The sequence below is a fragment of the Pseudomonas sp. HN8-3 genome (genome assembly GCF_020790195.1).
Lineage (GTDB): Bacteria > Pseudomonadota > Gammaproteobacteria > Pseudomonadales > Pseudomonadaceae > Aquipseudomonas > Aquipseudomonas synxantha_A.
Genome location: NZ_CP086206.1, coordinates 1,624,545 through 1,645,271, shown reverse-complemented (window position 1 = coordinate 1,645,271; position 20,727 = coordinate 1,624,545). Strand labels below are relative to the sequence as shown.

Here is a 20,727-nt window from a genome sequence, read left to right as displayed (position 1 = left end):
ACCGGCAGCGGGGCTTTTTGTTTCTATTGCAATGCAGGCTTGACGATTACTCGGCCAACTTGAAGGTAATGAAGCTGGCACGACCTTGACGCAGTACGCGCATCGACACCGAACGGTTCTTCGGCAACGCCTTGGCGATGTCGGTGAACTCCTTGGTGGTGTTGATCGCCTGATTGTTCAGGTGAGTGATCACGTCGCCCGGCTGGAGGCCGATCAAGGCGGCTGGGCCATCCTGGACTTCCTTGATCACCACACCGCTTTGCAGGTCAAACGTCTTCTTCTGCTCGGCGGTCAGTTCAACCACGGCGATGCCCAGGCGGTTACTACTGCGCTCGGCACCGGGCTTGGCGTTGCCCAGGGCGTCCAGGGTTGCGCCCTCTTCCGGGATCGCACCGACGGTCAGTTCAACGGTCTGGCGCTTGCCATCACGAATGACTTCCAGCTTGGCCTTGCCGCCGGCCTTAAGCGCGCCGACCAGATGAGGCAGGTCAGCCGACATGACGATGGGTTGGCCGTTCATGCTCAGAATCACGTCGCCGACTTTCAGGCCGCCTTTGGCCGCTGGACCATTATCCTGAATTTGCGCAACCAGGGCACCGGCCGGCTTGTCGAGGCCGAAGGACTCAGCCAGGTCCTTGTTCACTTCCTGGATCACTACGCCCAACCAGCCACGGCTGACCTTGCCACCGCTTTTGAGCTGATTGGAGACGTCCATGGCCACGTCGATCGGGATCGCGAAAGACACACCCATGAAACCACCGGAACGGGTGTAGATCTGTGAGTTGATGCCTACCACTTCGCCAGCCAGGTTGAACAATGGCCCCCCAGAGTTGCCCGGGTTGATCGGCACGTCGGTCTGGATAAACGGTACGTAGTTTTCATTCGGCAGGCTGCGGCCAATAGCACTGACGATACCCTGGGTGACAGTATGGTCAAAGCCGAACGGCGAACCGATCGCGACGACCCATTGGCCGGCCTTCAAGTCCTGGGATTTGCCCAGCTTGAGAACCGGCAGGTCCTTGCCATCGATTTTAAGCAAGGCTACGTCGGAACGCGGGTCGGTACCGATCAGCTTGGCCTTGAGCTCACTGCGATCAGCCAGGCGCACGAGGATTTCGTCGGCATCGGCAATCACGTGGTTGTTGGTCAGGATATAGCCGTCAGACGAAATGATGAAGCCCGAACCCAGGGATTGGGCTTCGCGCTGACCACCGCCACCACGAGGGGTGCGCGGTTGCGGCATACCGCGCTCGAAGAACTCGCGCAGCATGGGCGGCAAGCCTTCCAGGTCGGGCATCTGCTGGTTCGAAACTTTGCGATCCGGCAGTTTCTGGGTGGTACTGATATTCACCACCGCCGGTGAGGCTTGCTCTACCAGTTGGGTGAAGTCAGGCAGCTCAACTGCTTGCGCAGGTAAGGCCTGACCCAGTACCAGCACTGTGGCGACTATGGATAGGTAAGACTTCAAACGTGGTATCGACATACAGCTCCCGTTACGACGAGCAGGGTTAAGCGACAGGGTCCAATAAACGCCGAATGCGGCAAACGACATTTTTGTTCCGCGAACAAAACAAGGCCAGAGCCAACAAACCCTGACCTATAAAAAACATGGGAAGTTTTTGCAAGTGAAAATGCTGATCCAGAAATTTCATACGATCGGCCCTCAACCTAACTTGAGCACAGATTGAAAGGTCAGGATGAACATAGAATTAACAATCTCACGGCCTGGCAGCGGTATTTTCACCGCGTACCGACAGCGCGATACGCTCAGCAGTGCCGACGGGGATCTCCCCTACTACGGTGACCATCATCTCACCGTCAACCGTATTCAAACGCCGAGAAACCGCCACCGTCGGGCCGAGCTGAGCGCGGGTTTCATTCATGTCGGCGCCCTTGGCGGACTCAAGAAATACAGAAAAGCGTGCGAGCCCATCATCATACATCAGGCTATCGACGGTCGATTTCGTTTGGCTGTCTTTGCGCGTGGTGCTGCTGACCTGCTGGAAACCAGGCGGCAGCCAATCCAGATGCCACGCCTGGGAGGCAGGCATGTCAGAGGCTTTGTCGGTGGAAGCAGCAACAGGCTTGCATTCGCTGCCAGGCTGTAAGTCATGCTCGGCAGGAATGACCGAGGTATCCAGGCGCGCATACTGAAAGCGCTCCAGCAACTGCCCCTGATCATTGAGCAGCAGGGATTTGAGCGGCAGAGCCGTCTCACGATCCAGGTGCAATTCAAAGCCGTAGCGGTAGTGATCTCGCGGGCTGATTGACACAATCACAGCATGACGACCGGCCACGCGGGATTTGCCAATGACGGCAAGTTCATAGAATTGAGTGAGTTTTTTTGAATCGAGAGCACGCGAAGGTGCATCAGAAGACGTAACCAACCCAGCACTCAGAGCGCCACTGACGCAGTGCGTCCGGCCATCCAACCGTACAGTTTCCTGAGGCGAGCCGTCCAGTTGCAGCAACCGCTCACGGACATGACCGTCCTGCACACGGTGCCAGATAGCGTGGGTAGAAAAACTGCCATTACGTTCGTAAACAAACGTACCTTCAAAGCTTTGCTGCTGCTCTGCACGCCCAAGTCGAGTCAGCCAGTCTTGGGCTTCATCGGCATGGGCGGACTGTGCAATCCAACTACTGAGCAAAAGCGCAAGGAGCGGTATGGCGCGCATAGAGCTCCCTGACGGATCAGCGGTTTTCCTGACTGGCTGCGCGAGCGTATGGCAGAGCGCTTTCGGTGCCTTTGGCGGCCGATTCCTGTGCGTGCTGACGCAGGTAGCCTGGTAGACGCTGATCTTGCCAGCCGGATTGCCCTTGAAGCACACCATTGGCCATCGGACCTGTGGTATCAGAGCTTTCCTTGTAGCCTGCCAGTACAGCCGGGCCTTTGACTTGCGGACCCGCCATGACGGGCTGCTGAGTTTGCTGGGCCAGTTCGGCACCGGCAATTTCGTCCTGGTTGTACAGGCGAACACCAGCCAGTACGGCGACGGTCACCGAGGCAGCCACTGCCAGTCGACCCAGGCTACGCCACGGGCCACGAGCAGCTTTGGCCGGAACGGCTTCATCAGCCAGCGCGGCAGAAACGGCCGCAGCAATATCCAGACGAGGGATTAAAAGATCCTTGTGCATCACCGCCCGAGCGACTTGGTAACGAGACCAGGTATCACGGGTTTCGGCATCATCAAATGCGTTAAGCACTCGACGAAGTTCCAGTTCATCCGCTTCGTTATCCATCACTGCGGACAGCGATTCCTGCAGGGCATCACGACTCATGGCGGTTCCTCTCTTGGCTGTCGCCGCTGTCTTTAGTTTTCCTGCAACAATGGTTGCAAGGCTTTGTCGATGGCTTCCCGGGCCCGGAAAATCCGTGACCTTACAGTCCCCACCGGACATTGCATGACGCTCGCAATGTCTTCGTAACTCAGACCATCGAATTCACGTAAAGTTAATGCCGTACGCAAATCTTCTGGCAGTTGCTGAATTGTTCGATGGACGGTGCCTTCGATCTCGTCGCGCAGCAATGCACGCTCCGGCGACTCGAGATCTTTGAGGCCGTGATCACCATCGTAAAATTCAGCATCTTCTGAACTGACATCACTGTCTGGTGGGCGGCGGCCGCGAGACACCAGATAGTTCTTCGCCGTGTTAATGGCGATGCGATATAGCCACGTATAAAACGCACTATCACCGCGGAAATTTCCAAGTGCACGGTACGCCTTGATAAAGGCTTCCTGTGCAACGTCCTGCGCTTCATGGGTGTCGTGCACAAACCGCACGATCAACCCGAGAATTTTGTGCTGGTATTTCAGCACTAGCAGATCAAATGCTCGCTTGTCGCCGCGTTGTACGCGCTCGACCAGCTGCTGATCCTCTTCCTGGGTTAGCATGAACACTCCTCGTTGTACTTGAAGGAGGCTTGCATAACTAAACGATCAGGCTTGCAAACATAGACTCGGGCTTTTCGCAAAAGTTCTCCCCCTTCAAGCAAGTTTCCGGCATGCACTGATTTGGCACACACGAAAAACGCAGCCCGGGCGGGGCCGGCTGCGCGAATAATCTTGTCGCCGGTTTCGTGACGCGTCCAATGCTCCCGACGGGCCAATAAACTCAACGTTTTCCCAGCTTTCGGGCAACCTGCTATTGAGTCGGGGCCCATGCAAAAAGTTCCCGTCCCGCCAACCGGCTGTTTCCCAAAGCTGCGCAGCATAATCTCACAATGCCACGAATGCGTGGCTATTGTGCCGCTCCACCCCTCTATATACTAGTGGCCCGTGTGACCCTTTGATTCGCCGATCCAGGCGTCCTGTTTGCGCCGCTCCTTCGGATCGCTTTTTGCGGAATCCTTCCAATGAGCCAACAGTTTCAACACGATGTGCTGGTGATCGGCAGCGGCGCAGCCGGCTTGAGCCTTGCCCTGACCCTACCCAGCCACCTGCGCATTGCGGTTTTGAGCAAAGGCGACCTGGCCAACGGCTCGACATTCTGGGCCCAGGGCGGTGTCGCGGCGGTACTGGACGACACCGATACGGTGCAATCGCATGTCGAAGACACCCTTAACGCTGGCGGCGGCCTGTGCAATGAGGAGGCCGTGCGCTTCACCGTCGAGCACAGCCGGGAAGCCATCCAATGGCTGATCGACCAAGGTGTGCCCTTCACCCGTGATGAACATGCCGGCAGCGACGACGGCGGCTTTGAGTTCCACCTGACACGCGAAGGCGGCCACAGCCATCGCCGTATCATTCACGCCGCCGACGCCACGGGTGCCGCGATTTTCAAGACCTTGCTCGATCAGGCTCGCCAACGGCCCAACATCCAATTGCTGGAGCAACGCGTCGCTGTCGACCTGATCACCGAAAAACGCCTGGGCCTTGCGGGCGAGCGCTGCCTCGGCGCCTACGTACTCAATCGCACCAGTGGCGAAGTCGATACCTACGGGGCGCGCTTCACTATTCTTGCCTCGGGCGGGGCCGCCAAGGTTTACCTCTATACCAGCAACCCTGACGGCGCCTGCGGTGACGGCATTGCCATGGCCTGGCGCTCGGGCTGCCGGGTGGCCAACCTGGAGTTCAATCAGTTCCACCCCACCTGCCTGTATCACCCGCAAGCCAAGAGCTTCCTGATCACCGAAGCCCTGCGCGGCGAAGGTGCGCACTTGAAGCTGCCCAATGGCGAGCGCTTCATGCAGCGCTTCGACCCACGCGCCGAGCTGGCACCGCGCGACATTGTCGCCCGCGCCATCGACCACGAGATGAAGCGTCTGGGGATCGATTGCGTATATCTGGACATCAGCCACAAGCCCGAAGCGTTTATCAAGACCCACTTCCCGACCGTCTATGAACGCTGCCTGACGTTCAATATCGATATCACCAAAGGCCCGATCCCGGTAGTGCCGGCTGCGCACTACACCTGCGGCGGCGTGATGGTTGACCAGCACGGGCGCACCGACGTGCCCGGCCTCTACGCCATCGGTGAAACCAGCTTTACCGGTCTGCACGGCGCCAACCGCATGGCCAGCAATTCGCTGCTCGAGTGCTTCGTGTACGCTCGCTCGGCAGCAGCGGATATCCTTGAACAACTGCCGCGCATCAAGGTTCCAGCCGCCCTGCCCCGCTGGGACGCCAGCCAGGTCACCGATTCGGACGAAGACGTGATCATCGCGCACAACTGGGACGAGTTGCGGCGTTTCATGTGGGACTACGTGGGCATTGTGCGCACCAACAAGCGCCTGCAACGGGCGCAGCACCGGGTACGTTTGCTGTTGGACGAGATCGACGAGTTCTACAGCAACTATAAAGTCAGCCGCGACCTGATCGAATTACGCAACCTGGCGCAAGTGGCCGAGTTGATGATCCGCTCAGCCATGGAGCGCAAGGAAAGCCGGGGCCTGCATTACACCCTCGATTATCCGCAGATGTTGCCCGAAGCCCGCGACACTATTCTGGTGCCAACCACCTACGGCGGCTGAACTTCAGGCGTACCCGCAGGCGCCGATGCACATCGGCGGCCTGCGCGTCCTTGGGCACACAGGCCGCGCGTACTCGCCGCTCACCCTGCACGCGATAACGCAACACCACGATCAACGGTAACGCCAGGCTGTCGGGGCGAAGTTGCACGGCGTGCCAGCCGCGCGCAGAGCTCCATAACTGCCAGCCATCTTCGTCGCGGCGCAGGCCACGAATCGACGAACGGTGATTAAGCAGAACATGGCGCGGTAGCACCCACGCACAGTGTGCCAGGCATAACAGGATGCCGAGGCTCGAATAAGGCAGGTTCAAAACCAGCAGGCTGCCCAGTGCGCTCGGCAGGGCAAGCAGATACGCCGCCAGCAACAGCCTTGAGGCCTGCCAGCGGCATTCAAAACGATTACTTGGGCTGGACACGATCCAGGATCATCCGAACCATGCGCTGCAGCTCTGGATCTTCAGATTCAGCACGCTCCATGAACCAGCCGAACATGTCCTGATCTTCACAGGTCAGCAACCTGACGTAGAGGTCGCGGTCCACCTGATCGAGCGTCGCGTACACCTCTTTGGTGAAAGGCACCAGCAATACATCCAGCTCCAGCATGCCACGACGGCTGTGCCAGTAGAGGCGATTGATTTCTACATCTTCGACCATGGAGCCCTCCTCAAATAGAGCGCAAGTATACAGGCCCGGCGACACCGGAACAGTCGGCTTTGGTCGCCCGCGACGAAACTATGCATTTGCCGGACGCCCCTCTATGATGCACCCATGACTTTTTAACCTGCGATGACCCATGGCTGACTCTGCTTTCTTCTGCCCCCTGTCCCACGAAGGCGTTCTCGCCGTCCGCGGTTCTGATGCTGCCAAATTCCTGCAAGGCCAGCTGACCTGCAACCTCAATTACCTGAGTGATACCCAGGCCAGCCTGGGCGCGCGCTGCACGCAAAAAGGCCGGATGCAGTCCAGCTTCCGCATCCTGCTGCAAGGTGACGGCGTACTCCTGGCCATGGCCACGGAGCTGCTCGAACCGCAGTTGGCAGACCTGAAGAAATACGCGGTGTTCTCCAAATCCAAACTTACCGACGAAAGCGCCGCTTGGGTGCGCTTCGGATTGGCGAACGCAGACGCGTCCCTGGCCGCCCTTGGCCTGACGCTACCCGCCGAAACCGACAGCGTGGTGCGCACCGACACCTTGATCGCTATTCGCGTGTCCCCTGGCCGTGCCGAACTCTGGGTGCCCACCGAACAAGCCGACACCGTGCGCAACCAACTGGCCGCACAATTGCCACAGGCTGAGTTGAATGCCTGGCTACTTGGCCAGATTCGCGCGGGTATCGGCCAGGTAATGGCGCAGACCCGCGAACTGTTCATCCCGCAGATGCTCAACCTGCAAGCCGTGGGCGGCGTCAGTTTCAAGAAAGGCTGCTACACCGGCCAGGAAATCGTCGCGCGCATGCAATACCTGGGCAAACTCAAGCGACGCCTGTATCGACTGAGCCTTGAAGCCACGCAATTACCCGAGCCCGGCACGCCGTTGTTTTCCCCAGACCATAACAGCGCGGTTGGCGAGGTCGTGATCGCGGCAAAAGCTGACCAGTCGATTGAACTTCTCGCTGTGCTGCAAGCCGAAGCTGCCGAGAGTGGCGACGTGCGTACAGGCAGCCTGGAAGGGCCCGGCCTGCAGCTGCTTGATCTGCCTTACCAACTGGACCGTGATCGCGAGATCCAGCGTTAATCGCCATACCTTTTTGCAGCACCCTAGAGAGCATGAATGAACAAGCTGGCGGAAAAAGTCCAACAGGCGTTGGTGACGGCCATCGACAACGATGACCTGGTTCTGCCGACATTGCCGGAGGTGGCCCTGAAAATTCGCCAGGCCGCCGAAGACCCTGAGATCAGCATCAGTCATTTGAGCAAGGTGATCAGTCGCGACACCGCCCTGTCGGCGCGCCTGATCAAGGTGGTCAACAGCCCGCTGTTACGGGCGAGCCAGGAAGTCACCGACCTGCACACGGCCATCACGCGGCTGGGCACCAACTACAGCAGCAACCTGGCCATCGGCCTGGTGATGGAGCAGATTTTTCACGCCCGCTCCGAAGTGGTCGCACAGAAAATGCGCGATGTGTGGTGCCGTAGCCTGGAAGTCGCCGGCGTCAGCTATGCCTTGTGTCGCCGGCATAGTCACCTCAAGGCCGACCAGGCGGCCCTCGGCGGGTTGGTGCATCAGATCGGCGTGCTGCCGATCCTCACCTACGCCGAAGACCACTACGAGCTGCTTTCCGACCCGGTCAGCCTCAACCACGTCATCGAAAGTATTCATCCGTTACTGGGCGACAAACTGCTGAGTGGCTGGGACTTCCCCGAAATGCTGGCGAAACTGCCGGGCCAGTACCTGAACCTGGAACGCAACTCTGCCACACTCGACTATGTGGATCTGGTGCAGATCGCCGTGCTCTACTGCCATCACAACACCGATCATCCGCTGGCGAAAGTCGACATTACCAGCGTACCTGCGATGAAAAAGCTGCGAATTGATCTCTACAGCGAGAAATCGCGCACCGAACTGGATGAAGCACGGTCGATGTTCTACTGATCAACCGGCGATAAAACTCACGCGCACTTTCAACCCAGCCAACTCGCCATCATGCAGGCTGATCTGCGCCAGGTGCGCACGGCAGATCTCCCCGACAATTGCCAGCCCCAAGCCCGACCCCATGCCCTGCTGGCTACGGCGATAAAAGCGCTCGAATACCCGGTCCCGCTCATCCAATGGGATGCCCGGGCCATCATCCTCAACCTCCAGCACCGCCGGCGCGGTCACGCGCAAAATCACATTGCCGCCAGGTGGCGTATGGGCCATAGCGTTGTCCACCAGATTGCTCAGCAGCTCATTCAACAGCGTCGGTTCACCGCGCAACCAGACCGGCTCGTCCGCCTCCAGTGCCAGGGCCACCCCGCGTGCGTGAGCCAGCGGCGCCATGGCCATGCCCAGTTCGCGCGCCAACTGGCTGAGGTCGAGCAACTGCGCGCCTCCTTCAGCAATGGCTCGGGCACCGTTTTCGATACGGGCCAGGGACAACAATTGATTAGCCAGATGGGTCAGGCGGTCGGTGCCCTGGGCAGCGCTTTCCAGGGTGCTGTGCCAGGTGGACGGCTCCTGGGCACGCAAGCCCAGTTCCAGGCGAGCCTTGAGCGCCGCCAAGGGCGTACGCAGTTCGTGGGCTGCATCGGCAATAAACTGGGCCTGGCGCTCGAACTGGCCGCGCAGACGTTCGGTGAAATGGTTGAGGGAGCGCACCAGCGGGCCGAACTCATCCTGAACTTCCACCAATGGCAGCGGCCGCAAATCATCGGGTTGGCGTTCTTCCACCGCTGTACGCAGGCGTTCGAGCGGACGCAGTGCAGCGCTCACCGCAAACCACACCAGCAGCAACGCGCCGATGGCCAGCATCCCCAGGCGCAGCAAGGTGTCGGCCATCAAGCTGCGGGCCATGGCAACGCGTGCTTCGTCGGTCTCCGCGACACGAATCTCGGCCATGCCATTCATGTTCGGCTCGGAGACGGCCTTGAGCAGGCTCACCACTCGCACGTGCTGGCCCTGGTACATGGCGTTGTAGAAGCGCGCCAGGGCCGGGTAATCATCGGTGCGGGGAGTGCCGGGCGGCGGGCCTGGGAGGTTTTCGTAACCGGAAATCAGCTTCTGGTGGATATCGTTGACCTGATAATAGATGCGCCCGGCACTGTCGTAGGCGAAAGTGTCGAGGGCCACATACGGCACATTGGCGCTGAGGGTGCCGTCCACCTGGGTCAAGCCTGCGGCAATGGTGCGCGCCGAAGCCAACAGCGTGCGGTCATAGGCCGTGTCGGCGGCTTCGCGCCCGTTCCAGTAGGCGCTCATGCCGCTGGCGAGCATCAACAGCACCAGCAACAGCGCCAGGTTCCATAGCAAGCGCCAGCGCAGACTGCTGGGCTTATGCATCGCGGGCTTCCAGCAAGTAGCCCAGGCCGCGGAACGTCACGATGGCGATGGGCTGGCCGTCGAGCTTCTTGCGCAGGCGGTGCACGTAGATTTCGATGGCATCGGGGCTGGCCTCCTCGTCCAGGCCGAAAACCTGAGAGGCCAATTGCTCTTTGCTCATCACGCGGCCCGGTCGGGCGATCAAGGCTTCGAGTACGGCTTGTTCGCGGGAGGTAAACGTCATCAATTCACCGCCAACCGTGAAGCGTCGTGTGTCCAGGTCGTATACCAGCACCCCGCACGTCTGCTGGCGCTCCCCACCCAGTACACTGCGTCGCAGCAGCGCCTTGACCCGCGCTTCCAGCTCCGTCAGTTCGAACGGCTTGGCGAGGTAGTCATCGGCGCCCAGGTTCAGGCCGTGCACGCGGTCTTTGACATCACTGCGTGCCGTCAGCATCAGCACCGGCAGGTTTTTCCCTCGGGCCCGCAAGCGCGCCAGCACCTCGAAACCATCCATGCGCGGCAGGCCCACATCGAGGATCGCCGCCGCGTATTCCTCGCTGCCCAAGGCCAGGTCCGCGGCCACACCATCGTGCAGCACGTCGACGGTCAGACCCATGCCCTTGAGCGCTTGCGCAACACTTTCGGCAAGTTGCAGATGGTCTTCAACCAGGAGGACACGCATGGATTTCTACCTCATGAGGAGTGGTCGGCGCGGCGTTTTATTGGCCCGCTGGCCGGCGAGTTTACAGGCGCAACCTGCCCTGTGAAGCCCGAAAACATTGAAAGACAATTGAAAGGTTAGTGAAAGCTTCGCCCTTTAGCATCCAGCTACGGTGGTTTCTGCCCGCCGAGCTGCCTCATCCGTAGCGCCCGAAAAACGCCTCGAAGCGTTTTCGCCAAAAATAAGAACAATAACGGAGTCCATCACGATGCTGTCGACACAGCCCCAGGCTTGCACGCCTGTTCGTTCTTGCCGTCTGAGCCACACCGCTCTCGCCAGTGCTTGCGCCCTCGCCGGCTTTTCGCCGCTAAGCCAGGCTGCCTTCTTCGAAGACAGTACCGCGACCCTGGAAACCCGCAACATGTACTTCAACCGCGACTTTCGCGACGGTACCCGTGCGCAGCAATCCAAACGCGACGAATGGGCCCAGGGTTTCATGCTCAACCTGCAATCGGGCTACACCGACGGCACTGTCGGTTTTGGCGTGGATGCGCTGGGTATGCTCGGCATCAAGCTCGACTCCAGCCCCGACCGCACCGGCACCGGCCTGCTGCCGACCCACGACGACGGCCGTGCCGCCAATGAGTACTCCAAGCTGGGCCTGACCGGCAAAGTGAAAATTTCCGCCACCGAGCTGAAGATCGGCGCGCTGATACCCGAATTGCCAATCCTCAAGCCCAACGACGGTCGCATCCTGCCGCAGACCTTCAACGGTGGCCTGCTGACGTCCAAGGAATTCAAGAACCTTGTGTTCACTGGTGGCCGCCTGGATAAGGCCAAGGACCGCGACGACACCAATTACGAAGATATTGCGCTCAATAACAAGAACAGCCGCTTCCTCAGTGGCGCCACCGGCAAGCACTTCAACTTCGGCGGCGTGGACTACAAGTTCGCCGACAAAATCACCGGCAGCTATCACTTCGCCCAACTCGATGACGTGTACCGCCAGCATTTCCTCGGCCTGGTCGCCGCGCGCCCGATGGGCCCCGGCACGTTTGCCGCCGACCTGCGCATGGCCATCAGTGACGACACCGGTAGCGCCCGCGGCGGCAATATCGACAACACATCCCTCAACGGCCTGTTCAGCTATGCCCTCAATGGCCATAAGCTCAGCGCCGGCTACCAGCACATGTCCGGCGACAGCGCCTTTCCGTATGTGGATGGCAGCGACCCGTACCTGGTCAACTTCGTACAGATCAACGACTTTGCCGGCGCCGAAGAACGCTCCTGGCAGGCACGCTACGACTACGACTTCGCCAAGCTGGGGATTCCAGGCCTGAGTTTCATGAGCCGTTACCTGTCGGGCGACAACATCAAGCTCAAGAACGGCCAAACGGGCAAAGAGTGGGAGCGCAACAGCGAGATCAAGTACGTGGTGCAAAGCGGCACGTTCAAGGATGTGGCCGTGCGCCTGCGTAACGCGACCTATCGCTCCAACTATTCAGCCCGTGATGCGGATGAAATGCGTTTGCTGGTCAGCTATAGCATTGCCCTTTGGTAAATGTGCGTTGGTACTAAAACCTTATAACAACAACGATGGAGATAACCATGAACCCTTCAGTGCGTAAATTTGCCCTCGCCGCCGGCTGCCTGCTGTTCGCCGGCCAACTGCTGGCCGCTGACGAACCCAAGCGCCCGGAATGCATCGCCCCGGCCTCACCTGGCGGCGGTTTCGACCTGACCTGCAAGCTGGCGCAAAGCGCGCTAGTCAACCAGAAGCTGCTGAGCAAGCCGATGCGTGTGACCTACATGCCCGGCGGCGTTGGCGCGGTGGCCTACAACGCAGTGGTTGCCCAGCGCCCTGCGGACGCAGGCACTTTGGTGGCCTGGTCCAGTGGTTCGCTGCTGAACCTGGCCCAGGGCAAGTTCGGTCGCTTTGATGAAAGCGCCGTGCGCTGGCTGGCGGCGGTAGGCACCAGCTACGGTGCCATCGCAGTGAAAAACGATTCGCCCTACAAGACCCTCGACGATCTCGTAAAAGCCTTGAAGAAAGATCCGGGCAGCGTAGTGATAGGTTCCGGCGGCACCGTCGGCAGCCAGGACTGGATGCAAACCGCGCTGATCGCCAAGGCTGCCGGGATCAACCCGCGTGAACTGCGTTATGTGGCCCTTGAAGGCGGCGGTGAAATCGCTACCGCCCTGCTCGGCGGTCATATCCAGGTGGGTAGTACCGACATCTCCGACTCCATGCCGCACATCCTCAGCGGTGACATGCGCCTGTTGGCGGTGTTCTCCGAGAAACGCCTGGACGAGCCGGAAATGAAAGACATCCCCACTGCCAAGGAGCAAGGCTACGACATCGTCTGGCCGGTGGTGCGCGGTTTCTACCTTGGGCCAAAAGTCAGCGATGCCGACTACGCCTGGTGGAAAGACGCCTTCGACAAGCTGCTGGCCTCCGACGAGTTCGCCAAGCTGCGTGACCAGCGCGAGCTGTTCCCGTTTGCCATGACCGGCCCGGAGCTGGACACCTACGTGAAGAAACAGGTGGCTGACTACAAAGTGCTGGCCAAAGAGTTCGGCCTGATCCAGTAAACGCCCGTCATTTGTGTAATGCCCCTGTAGGAGCGAGCTTGCTCGCGAAGAACCCAAGGACATCCACGTGCGTCCAGACAGCACGCGTTATCGTTGAAGTTTTTCGCGAGCAAGCTCGCTTCTACAAGAGGGGCCTTGGAGTTTTCTATGCTCTTACAACGCATTTTCGCTGCAGCGCTGTTGCTGGCCTGCGCCGGCCTGGCCCTGATGGCCTGGCCGTATCAGGCGGCGTTTTCCTACGAGCCGGTCGGCCCACGTGCCTACCCGCTGCTGATGCTCGGGCTGATGAGCCTGGCGCTGATCTACATGCTGTTTCGCCCGCAACCGACCAGGCACACCGAAGAAGAACCGGCGCTGGACCGCGAAACCCTGATCAAGATCGGCCTTTGCGTCGCGCTGTTGCTCGTGTTCGCCGCCACCTTCGAATCCCTGGGGTTCATTCTCAGCAGCATGTTGATCGGCATTCCAATGGCGCGCCTGTATGGCGGCCGCTGGATGCCCAGCGTGGTGATCGTCGGCCTGATGGCTATCGGCTTGTACCTGCTGTTCGATAAAGCCATGGATGTGCCGTTGCCCCTCGGCCTGCTCGACGTTCTGGAGAACTGATATGGATACTTTTGGCTATTTGGGCCAGGGTTTCGGCGTCGCGCTGAGCCCGTACAACCTGGTGACCGCGCTGTGCGGCACTTTGATCGGCACCGTGGTGGGCCTGCTGCCGGGCCTGGGCCCGATCAACGGCGTGGCGCTGTTGATCCCCATCGCATTCGCCCTGGGCCTGCCGCCGGAGTCAGCGTTGATCCTGCTCGCAGCGGTGTACCTGGGTTGCGAATACGGCGGCCGCATCAGCTCGATCCTGCTCAACATCCCGGGCGAAGCGTCCACCGTGATGACTACCCTCGACGGTTACCCGATGGCCCGCAAAGGCCTGGCTGGCGTAGCACTGTCGTTGTCGGCATGGAGTTCGTTCATCGGTGCGTTTATCGCTACCTGCGGCATGGTGCTGTTTGCCCCGCTGCTGGCCAAATGGGCGATTGCCTTCGGCCCGGCGGAATATTTCGTACTGATGGTGTTCGCGATTGTGTGCCTGGGCGGCATGGCCGGTGACAAGCCGCTGAAGACCTTCGTGGCGGCGCTGATCGGGCTGTTCCTCTCGGCAGTGGGCATCGACGCCAACAGCGGCGTGTATCGCTTTACCGGAGATAACATCCACCTCACCGATGGCATCCAGTTTGTGGTGCTGGTGCTGGGCCTGTTCTCCATCAGCGAGATCCTGTTGCTGCTGGAAAAAACTCACCGTGGTCAGGAAGCGGTCAAGGCCACCGGACGCATGATGTTCAACCTGAAGGAAGCGGGTGCGGTGTTCGTGGTTAACATCCGCTGCGGCTTGCTCGGTTTCATCATGGGCGTGTTGCCGGGTGCCGGTGCAACACTGGCTTCGGCCGTTGCCTACATGACCGAAAAACGCATGGCCGGTGCCAGCGGCAAGTTCGGCCAGGGCGATATGCGCGGCCTGGCGGCACCGGAAACCGCCATTGGGGCGTCCGCCTGTGGCGCGTTGGTGCCGATGCTAACGCTCGGCGTGCCAGGTTCGGGCACCACTGCGGTGATGATCGGCGCCCTGTCGCTGTACAACATCACCCCAGGCCCGCTGCTGTTTCAACAGCAACCCGACATCGTCTGGGGCCTGATCGCATCGTTGTTCATTGCCAACATCATGCTGGTGATCCTCAACATCCCGATGATCCGTATCTTCACCCGTATCCTCGCCGTGCCGAACTGGGCACTGGTGCCGGTGATCGCGATCATTACCGCGATTGGTGTGTATGCGGTGCATGCCACCACCTTCGACCTGTTCCTGATGGTCGGCATCGGCATCTTCGGCTACATCCTGCGCAAGCTGGATTTCCCGCTGTCGCCGGTATTGCTCGGTTTTATCCTCGGCGGCCTGATGGAGCAGAACCTGCGCCGTGCGTTGTCGATTTCCAACGGTGCGCTGGAGATCCTGTGGTCGAGCCCGATCACCTTCGGTGTATGGGTACTCACCGCCATCATGCTGCTCGTGCCATTGCTGCGTATCTGGCGCAAGCGCTCCTTGCAGCGCCGTGCCGTAGCCGATGTCTGAAGTCACCTTCAAACATTGGTGGGGAACACCGCTGGTCGGCCTGGCCGGCGGTTACCTGGCCAGCCTCGTCGGCTGGCCTTTGCCGTATATGGTCGGCGCGTTGCTGGCGATCATCCTGGTTCGCTGCCTCACGCCCTGGCAATTGGCGGAGATTCCCGGCGGGCGCAAGTGCGGCCAATGGGTGGTGGGCATCGGCATCGGCCTGCACTTCACGCCCGTGGTGATCGAACAGGTGATGAGCCACTTCGGCCTGATCTTCTTCGGGGCGCTGGTCACCAGTTTGTCGAGCGTGGTGGGTGTGTGGCTGATGCGCCGCAGCGGTGAAGACCGCGCCACGGCGTTTTTCTCCAGTATGCCGGGCGGCTCCGGGGAGATGGTCAACCTGGGCGCCCGCAATGGTGCGGTACTCAGCCGGGTGGCGGCAGGGCAAAGCCTGCGTGTGCTGGTGGTGGTGTTGTGTGTGCCGGCGATCTTCAAGTATTTGCTGGGCGGCGGTGCACCGCAGTTTCACCCGGCGCCTGTGGACTGGGCCTGGCTGGCCCTGCTGTTCCCGGTAGGTGCGCTGGTGGCCTGGGGCTGGCAGCGTTTGCGCCAACCCAATCCCTGGCTGTTCGGGCCGTTGCTGGTGAGCGCCATCGCCAGTGTGACGTGGGACTTGCACATCGGCCTACCCGACGGCGGCAGCCAGATCGGCCAATGGTTGATCGGCAGCGGTTTGGGCTGCCACTTCAATCGGCAGTTCTTCCGTAGCGCTCCGGCGTTCATGGGCCGCACCTTGATTGGCACGGCCTTGACCATGGCGCTCGCCACGTTGGCAGCGGTAGGGTTGAGTGCGCTGACCCACCTGGACCTGCGCTCACTGACGTTGGGCATGATGCCTGGCGGCATTGCCGAGATGAGCCTGACGGCGGAGACCCTGCAATTGTCGGTGCCGTTGGTGACGGCAATGCAGGTGATGCGTCTGCTGTTTGTGCTGTTTTTGGCAGAGCCGTTGTTCAGGCACTGGAACCGCCAATCTTAACTCTGGAAGTGGCCCCTCAGGGGCCACGACCGTTTGTCTGAACTGGCACTCTTCACAGCTAGCCAAGCTCACCTTATCAGGTGTTCCATGGCGCGACTTCCCTTTGAGGAGCGCAATCGTGGTGACCCCAACCGAAACAACGCTCGAAAACGAGAATGAAGAGCCCGCCGCAATCGTCAATACGATTACCGTCCATGGTTCCCCCAATCGCCTTGTACTCAATGGGGATGGAACGCGTCTGTATGTCGCAAGCTCCACATTGCCACAAGGCATTACTGTCATCGACACAGCGAACTTTAGCGTCGTCAGGACCATCACCAATGTGGGATCCCCCATTTGGCTGGCCATGCACCCCACGGCCCCGCGCCTTTACGCCAGCGATAACAGCCAGGCCAGCAATACGCCGATCACAGTGATAGACACCTTGACCGATACCGTCAGTGACCAGATCAGGGGGTTTACTGCCATCAATGGGTTGGCCTTGAATTCTACCGGAGCACGCTTGTACGTCGCCGACCACGCCGCATCGGAAGTGGTGGTGATCGATACCGCCAATCATCAGCGAATCGCCACCACCCCAGTGCGTTACCCTCGAGAGATAGCGATAGCACCCGGCAACGCCCGTTTACACCTTGCCTCGGATTTGGATGGGTGGACCAGCATCCACCTGGGGACCAACAGGGTTGTGACCCAAACCAATACCGTTGCCGGTCAACCTACCTCCATTGCTCATGCTCGCTTCAACGCACGTGTCTACATCACCTACCAGGACCGTGGTGAGGTCTATATCGGCAATACCTCCGCCGCACAGGTCAGTACCATACTGGACGGTTTGCTAGGCCCCTATCAGGTGGCATTTCATACGATGCTCGAATTCGCCTACATCACGGAAACCGATGGCGATCGCGTGAGTATCCTCCACACCCGCACACAAACCGTAACCGACACCCTCACAGGCTTCAACAAACCGCGGGGTATCGTCGTGACACCCAACGGCCGAACCGCCTACGTGGCCAATATTGGCAATAGCACAGTGTCGCAAGTCCGTCTGTAGCCATGGTCGTCCGGTTCAGAGTGGCGGCAGCCGCCACTCGATCGGTGCCTCGCCATTCTGTTCAAGAAACTTGTTAGCCCGGCTGAAATGCCCGCAGCCCAGAAACCCGCGATACGCCGACAACGGCGACGGATGCACCGACGTCAGCACCAGATGCTTGGTGGCATCGATGAGCTTCTGCTTGCTTTGAGCATGGGCGCCCCACAGCAGGAACACCAGGTGCGGCTGATGCTCGCTGACTACCTCGATAATCCGATCGGTGAAGAACTGCCAGCCCTTGCCCGCATGGGCGTTGGCGTTGGCGCGCTCCACGGTCATGGTGGTGTTGAGCATCAGCACGCCCTGATCGGCCCAGCTTTGCAGGTAGCCGTGGTTGGGGATGTCGATGTTCAGGTCGCGCTTGAGCTCTTTATAGATATTGACCAGCGACGGCGGCGCCGGCACCCCCGGTTGTACCGAAAAGCACAGGCCATGGGCCTGGCCGGGACCGTGGTAGGGGTCCTGGCCGAGGATCACGACCTTGACCTTGTCCAGGGGCGTTGAATTGAGAGCGTTGAAAATCAACGGACCGGGCGGGTAGATCTCTTTGCCGGCGGCATGTTCCTGGCGCAGGAATTCGCGCAACTGGGCCATGTAGGACTTCTCGAACTCATCGCGCAAGGCGTGTTTCCAGCTGGGTTCGAGTTTGATACGGTCGCCATCGGTCATAGTTGAATTGTCTTGTAAAAAAGAATGAGGCGAACCCTAGGAAAGCCGACCCCGCTTGTCAATTGATCTGACACACCACCGGCACTTTCCCACGAAGGGATCATACTCATCCTTCACCTTCTCGATTGAGGTCACAATGAACCTGCACTTCGAAGAACTGGCCGGCAACGGCGGTGCGCGCATAGGCATCGCCAGCCTGGACGCTCAAAAATCCCTCAACGCCCTCTCCCTGCCCATGATTCTGGCGTTGGCAGAACGCCTGGATGCCTGGGCCAACGACCCGCAAATCGCCTGTGTGTTGTTGCGCGGCAACGGGCCAAAAGCCTTTTGCGCTGGGGGTGAAGTGCGCAGCCTGGCTCAGGAGTGCCGTGAACAACCCGGCGAAGTACCCGCCCTGGCCGCGCAGTTTTTTGCTGCCGAATATCGCCTCGACTACCGCTTGCATACCTACCCCAAGCCGCTGATTTGCTGGGGCCACGGCTATGTATTGGGCGGTGGTATGGGTTTGTTGCAAAGTGCCTCGGTACGTATTGTTACGCCGAGCAGTCGCCTGGCCATGCCCGAGATCAGCATCGGGTTGTACCCGGATGTAGGTGCCAGCTGGTTTCTGTCTCGCCTGCCGGGCAAGCTCGGTTTGTTCCTGGGCCTTACCGGTGCTCATGTCAACGGCCGCGATGCCCTGGAACTGGGCCTGGCTGACCGCTTCCTGCGTGATGACCAGCAAGACGAGCTGCTTGACGGTTTGCTGCAACTGAACTGGCAGGAACAGGCCGCAATGCAGCTCAACAGTTTGCTCAAGGCCCTTGCCCAGGAAGCGGTCGGCCACCAACCCGAAGCGCAATGGTTGCCGCGCCGTGGGCTGATCGACGAATGGCTGGATGTGGGTGATATACGGTGTGCCTGGCGTGCATTGAGCCTGTTGCGTGATCACAGCGATCCGCTCTTGGCCCGCGCGGGTAAAACCCTCAGTGAAGGCTGCCCGCTGACGGCACACCTGGTGTGGGAGCAGATTCAGCGTGCCCGTCATCTATCCCTGGCACAGGTGTTTCAGATGGAGTACACCATGAGCCTCAATTGCTGCCGTCATCCAGAGTTCGCCGAAGGTGTTCGAGCACGCCTGATCGACAAGGACCAGACACCTCATTGGCATTGGCCGGATATCAATACCCTTCCGGAAGCGGTGGTGCACGCGCATTTCAGCAAGGCATGGGAAGGTAGGAATCCTCTGGCGGATTTATCTGACTACTGACAGGTCCGTTCGCTTGTCGTTGACGTTGAAAGCGCAGTTGTCCGGCTGGCTGTCCGTGCAGGTATATACCGGCAGTGTGAACGCGCCGGGCCGCAGTTCCCAATACAAGGTGCTGGTCAATGACATGTTGATAATTTTACTGTCCTTGTAGGGCCTCAGTGCTACCACACCGTCCCAACCGGTGCGGTAGATGCACTTATCCATGTAGCCGTTTTCCCTCTGCTCGTCCTCACCCGGTATGAAGACCGCGCCGATGAATCCGTCGATAAGGCCCCGATACTTGACCTTCGGGCTTTGCCACCGCAGGCCGTTGTCCTCGGCTCGATAATGCCCGTCGACATACGAGACCTGCGCCGGGTAAGGACAGCCTTGCTCCGCTCTGGCCGATGCAACGATGCAGCTCGTCAGCAGGAGCACGCAAATAAGTTGTTTGAACATAGGGATTCCATCTGCTCAGTTTCACCACGCAAAGCGCAGGGCTTTTCGCTAGTGAAATACAGCTATCGCCTCAAAGATAGCTGTTAAATCTGACAGTACGGACATACGGTACCTATAAAAAACGGCGCTTGATGCGCCGCTTGTTTTTCAAGATATTTAACGATGACCGCCGCGGCCACCTCCGTGATCGGAACCACGCCCATGCCCGCCGTTGCCCCAGCGATTACCCCACCCTTGATTGGAGTAAGGTCGGTAACCCGCCCTTGGGTAATAACGCGGTGCCGGCTGGTAATAACGCGGCGCCGAGTAATAGCGAGGTTGTGGTGCATAGTAGCGAGGCGCTGGGGTGTAATAACTGCGCCCATAGGGAGAATAACGCGGGCCGCCGTAATAATAGGCGGGCGCCGGTGCGGTATAGACTTCGGAGCGATAGTAAGTGGCGCCTCCATCGTAGTAGGGCACACAAGCTGACAAGGTCAGGCCGAGCAAAGCGATAAGCAGCAGTCGTCTATACATGGCGGCCTCCTGGACCGCGGAAGAGCTCCTCCAGCGACGCTGGAGAGCGGCATTCAGCCTTCACTGAATGACGAAATATCTGACATCAAAAACCGAATCTGGTGCGCCTTTGACACAGTTTGAAATACCTGTTTCGGACGAACTGAACGCCTCATTGCAGTGCGACGGCGCACCAGCACAACGCACGTCAGCGCACCAGCCAACCACCACCTCGCTGCAACCCCTTGCCCTAGAGGCCCATCCACCACTTGGCACGACTCTCGCTTTAGCAAGCCTGTGCAGGATTCATCACAGGTTCGCGGCACCACAATTTGCAATGGCCGACTAGGGTTCCGGCTCGCTTGAAAAGCGAGTGGCTGGTCCGAGAGTTGGCGACCTCCAGTTGAGGTTACACGGCGGGATAAAAGCCCGGGAGACAAGCCACCGTTCACG

The 20,727-nt window shown here is 59.7% G+C and carries 21 protein-coding genes and 1 riboswitch; of the genes, 10 read left to right on the top strand and 11 right to left on the bottom strand.

All coding sequences use genetic code 11. From position 1 onward, the window contains the following. Positions 1-46: 46 nt before the first annotated feature. The 4 genes from LJX92_RS07415 to rpoE all read right to left on the bottom strand — a co-directional run bounded on the left by LJX92_RS07415 (position 47) and on the right by rpoE (position 3,896). On the bottom strand, positions 47-1,483 hold the full coding sequence (locus tag LJX92_RS07415) for a DegQ family serine endoprotease (RefSeq protein ID WP_228309511.1): 1,437 nt from the start codon (positions 1,481-1,483) through the stop codon (positions 47-49). A gap of 235 nt (positions 1,484-1,718) precedes the next feature. Then, the gene (locus tag LJX92_RS07410; RefSeq protein WP_078820543.1) at positions 1,719-2,678 is read right to left on the bottom strand and encodes a MucB/RseB C-terminal domain-containing protein; all 960 of its coding nucleotides are present in this window, start codon (positions 2,676-2,678) and stop codon (positions 1,719-1,721) included. A gap of 16 nt (positions 2,679-2,694) precedes the next feature. Then, entirely contained in the window at positions 2,695-3,282 is a 588-nt protein-coding gene (locus LJX92_RS07405; protein ID WP_005786011.1) for a sigma-E factor negative regulatory protein, read from the bottom strand. Positions 3,283-3,314: 32 nt separating this feature from the next. Continuing rightward, on the bottom strand, positions 3,315-3,896 hold the full coding sequence (gene rpoE / locus LJX92_RS07400) for an RNA polymerase sigma factor RpoE (protein ID WP_003172477.1): 582 nt from the start codon (positions 3,894-3,896) through the stop codon (positions 3,315-3,317). 461 nt (positions 3,897-4,357) lie between these two features. Between rpoE and nadB the strand changes: the two genes are divergently transcribed. Beyond that, entirely contained in the window at positions 4,358-5,974 is a 1,617-nt protein-coding gene (gene nadB, locus LJX92_RS07395) for an L-aspartate oxidase (RefSeq protein WP_078820542.1), read from the top strand. On the opposite strand, the gene LJX92_RS07390 is transcribed toward nadB, so the two are convergent. Both LJX92_RS07390 and LJX92_RS07385 read right to left on the bottom strand, forming a co-directional pair. After that, on the bottom strand, positions 5,943-6,389 hold the full coding sequence (locus tag LJX92_RS07390) for a protein YgfX (protein ID WP_228309510.1): 447 nt from the start codon (positions 6,387-6,389) through the stop codon (positions 5,943-5,945). The two genes, nadB and LJX92_RS07390, sit on opposite strands and share 32 nt — an antisense overlap. Next, positions 6,373-6,627 carry a succinate dehydrogenase assembly factor 2 gene (locus tag LJX92_RS07385; protein ID WP_032877270.1) on the bottom strand — a complete coding sequence of 85 codons (255 nt, stop codon included), beginning with the start codon at positions 6,625-6,627 and terminating at the stop codon, positions 6,373-6,375. The genes LJX92_RS07390 and LJX92_RS07385 overlap by 17 nt, the downstream gene beginning before the upstream one ends. Before the next feature lie 139 nt (positions 6,628-6,766). On the opposite strand from LJX92_RS07385, the gene LJX92_RS07380 reads away from it, so the two are divergent. Together LJX92_RS07380 and LJX92_RS07375 are read left to right on the top strand one after the other, a co-directional pair. Next, positions 6,767-7,708, top strand: a complete 942-nt coding sequence (locus tag LJX92_RS07380; protein WP_032877271.1) for a YgfZ/GcvT domain-containing protein — start codon at positions 6,767-6,769, stop codon at positions 7,706-7,708. A gap of 36 nt (positions 7,709-7,744) precedes the next feature. Beyond that, complete coding sequence (locus LJX92_RS07375; protein ID WP_032877272.1) at positions 7,745-8,566, top strand: HDOD domain-containing protein; 822 nt, start codon at positions 7,745-7,747, stop codon at positions 8,564-8,566. Here LJX92_RS07375 and LJX92_RS07370 read toward each other — a convergent pair whose 3' ends face one another. Then, positions 8,567-9,952, bottom strand: coding sequence for a sensor histidine kinase (locus tag LJX92_RS07370; RefSeq protein WP_078820540.1), 1,386 nt, complete (start codon positions 9,950-9,952; stop codon positions 8,567-8,569). Beyond that, positions 9,945-10,616 (bottom strand): response regulator, encoded by a 672-nt coding sequence (locus tag LJX92_RS07365; protein ID WP_228309509.1) that lies wholly within the window; start codon positions 10,614-10,616, stop codon positions 9,945-9,947. Before LJX92_RS07365 ends, LJX92_RS07370 begins: the two co-directional genes overlap by 8 nt. A 247-nt stretch (positions 10,617-10,863) precedes the next feature. On the opposite strand from LJX92_RS07365, the gene LJX92_RS07360 reads away from it, so the two are divergent. From LJX92_RS07360 to LJX92_RS07335, 6 genes are all read left to right on the top strand, one after another. After that, positions 10,864-12,156: an OprD family porin gene (locus LJX92_RS07360; RefSeq protein WP_032877274.1), complete on the top strand. Its 1,293-nt coding sequence runs from the start codon at positions 10,864-10,866 to the stop codon at positions 12,154-12,156. Between the two features lie 47 nt (positions 12,157-12,203). Then, positions 12,204-13,187 (top strand): Bug family tripartite tricarboxylate transporter substrate binding protein, encoded by a 984-nt coding sequence (locus tag LJX92_RS07355; RefSeq protein WP_148852377.1) that lies wholly within the window; start codon positions 12,204-12,206, stop codon positions 13,185-13,187. Positions 13,188-13,334: 147 nt separating this feature from the next. Further along, positions 13,335-13,793, top strand: coding sequence for a tripartite tricarboxylate transporter TctB family protein (locus LJX92_RS07350; protein WP_005785979.1), 459 nt, complete (start codon positions 13,335-13,337; stop codon positions 13,791-13,793). A gap of 1 nt (position 13,794) precedes the next feature. Continuing rightward, complete coding sequence (locus LJX92_RS07345) at positions 13,795-15,309, top strand: tripartite tricarboxylate transporter permease (RefSeq protein WP_032877276.1); 1,515 nt, start codon at positions 13,795-13,797, stop codon at positions 15,307-15,309. Next, positions 15,302-16,330: an AbrB family transcriptional regulator gene (locus LJX92_RS07340; RefSeq protein ID WP_078820536.1), complete on the top strand. Its 1,029-nt coding sequence runs from the start codon at positions 15,302-15,304 to the stop codon at positions 16,328-16,330. Before LJX92_RS07345 ends, LJX92_RS07340 begins: the two co-directional genes overlap by 8 nt. A 118-nt stretch (positions 16,331-16,448) precedes the next feature. Continuing rightward, positions 16,449-17,384 carry a YncE family protein gene (locus LJX92_RS07335; protein ID WP_164699505.1) on the top strand — a complete coding sequence of 312 codons (936 nt, stop codon included), beginning with the start codon at positions 16,449-16,451 and terminating at the stop codon, positions 17,382-17,384. Between the two features lie 15 nt (positions 17,385-17,399). Here the strand turns inward: LJX92_RS07335 and ung are convergent, their stop codons facing one another. After that, positions 17,400-18,092: a uracil-DNA glycosylase gene (gene ung, locus LJX92_RS07330; protein WP_032877279.1), complete on the bottom strand. Its 693-nt coding sequence runs from the start codon at positions 18,090-18,092 to the stop codon at positions 17,400-17,402. 136 nt (positions 18,093-18,228) lie between these two features. Here ung and LJX92_RS07325 point away from each other — a divergent pair, with 136 nt between their 5' ends. Further along, positions 18,229-19,341: an enoyl-CoA hydratase/isomerase family protein gene (locus LJX92_RS07325; RefSeq protein ID WP_078820535.1), complete on the top strand. Its 1,113-nt coding sequence runs from the start codon at positions 18,229-18,231 to the stop codon at positions 19,339-19,341. Here the strand turns inward: LJX92_RS07325 and LJX92_RS07320 are convergent. Beyond that, positions 19,327-19,779 (bottom strand): DUF3757 domain-containing protein, encoded by a 453-nt coding sequence (locus LJX92_RS07320; RefSeq protein ID WP_032877281.1) that lies wholly within the window; start codon positions 19,777-19,779, stop codon positions 19,327-19,329. The genes LJX92_RS07325 and LJX92_RS07320 overlap by 15 nt on opposite strands. A 156-nt stretch (positions 19,780-19,935) precedes the next feature. Beyond that, positions 19,936-20,295 (bottom strand): hypothetical protein, encoded by a 360-nt coding sequence (locus LJX92_RS07315; RefSeq protein WP_081883289.1) that lies wholly within the window; start codon positions 20,293-20,295, stop codon positions 19,936-19,938. A gap of 313 nt (positions 20,296-20,608) precedes the next feature. After that, positions 20,609-20,712: riboswitch (guanidine-I (ykkC/yxkD leader) on the top strand. Positions 20,713-20,727: the final 15 nt, after the last annotated feature.

Excerpts from the sequence above, each read along its gene's own strand:
- LJX92_RS07415 (WP_228309511.1), bottom strand. The coding sequence starts at position 1,483 with ATGTCGATACCACGTTTGAAGTCTTACCTATCCATAGTCGCCACAGTG.
- LJX92_RS07410 (WP_078820543.1), bottom strand. The coding sequence starts at position 2,678 with ATGCGCGCCATACCGCTCCTTGCGCTTTTGCTCAGTAGTTGGATTGCA.
- LJX92_RS07405 (WP_005786011.1), bottom strand. The coding sequence starts at position 3,282 with ATGAGTCGTGATGCCCTGCAGGAATCGCTGTCCGCAGTGATGGATAAC.
- rpoE (WP_003172477.1), bottom strand. The coding sequence starts at position 3,896 with ATGCTAACCCAGGAAGAGGATCAGCAGCTGGTCGAGCGCGTACAACGC.
- nadB (WP_078820542.1), top strand. The coding sequence starts at position 4,358 with ATGAGCCAACAGTTTCAACACGATGTGCTGGTGATCGGCAGCGGCGCA.
- LJX92_RS07385 (WP_032877270.1), bottom strand. The coding sequence starts at position 6,627 with ATGGTCGAAGATGTAGAAATCAATCGCCTCTACTGGCACAGCCGTCGT.
- LJX92_RS07380 (WP_032877271.1), top strand. The coding sequence starts at position 6,767 with ATGGCTGACTCTGCTTTCTTCTGCCCCCTGTCCCACGAAGGCGTTCTC.
- LJX92_RS07375 (WP_032877272.1), top strand. The coding sequence starts at position 7,745 with ATGAACAAGCTGGCGGAAAAAGTCCAACAGGCGTTGGTGACGGCCATC.
- LJX92_RS07370 (WP_078820540.1), bottom strand. The coding sequence starts at position 9,952 with ATGCATAAGCCCAGCAGTCTGCGCTGGCGCTTGCTATGGAACCTGGCG.
- LJX92_RS07365 (WP_228309509.1), bottom strand. The coding sequence starts at position 10,616 with ATGCGTGTCCTCCTGGTTGAAGACCATCTGCAACTTGCCGAAAGTGTT.
- LJX92_RS07360 (WP_032877274.1), top strand. The coding sequence starts at position 10,864 with ATGCTGTCGACACAGCCCCAGGCTTGCACGCCTGTTCGTTCTTGCCGT.
- LJX92_RS07355 (WP_148852377.1), top strand. The coding sequence starts at position 12,204 with ATGAACCCTTCAGTGCGTAAATTTGCCCTCGCCGCCGGCTGCCTGCTG.
- LJX92_RS07350 (WP_005785979.1), top strand. The coding sequence starts at position 13,335 with ATGCTCTTACAACGCATTTTCGCTGCAGCGCTGTTGCTGGCCTGCGCC.
- LJX92_RS07345 (WP_032877276.1), top strand. The coding sequence starts at position 13,795 with ATGGATACTTTTGGCTATTTGGGCCAGGGTTTCGGCGTCGCGCTGAGC.
- LJX92_RS07340 (WP_078820536.1), top strand. The coding sequence starts at position 15,302 with ATGTCTGAAGTCACCTTCAAACATTGGTGGGGAACACCGCTGGTCGGC.
- ung (WP_032877279.1), bottom strand. The coding sequence starts at position 18,092 with ATGACCGATGGCGACCGTATCAAACTCGAACCCAGCTGGAAACACGCC.
- LJX92_RS07325 (WP_078820535.1), top strand. The coding sequence starts at position 18,229 with ATGAACCTGCACTTCGAAGAACTGGCCGGCAACGGCGGTGCGCGCATA.
- LJX92_RS07320 (WP_032877281.1), bottom strand. The coding sequence starts at position 19,779 with ATGTTCAAACAACTTATTTGCGTGCTCCTGCTGACGAGCTGCATCGTT.
- LJX92_RS07315 (WP_081883289.1), bottom strand. The coding sequence starts at position 20,295 with ATGTATAGACGACTGCTGCTTATCGCTTTGCTCGGCCTGACCTTGTCA.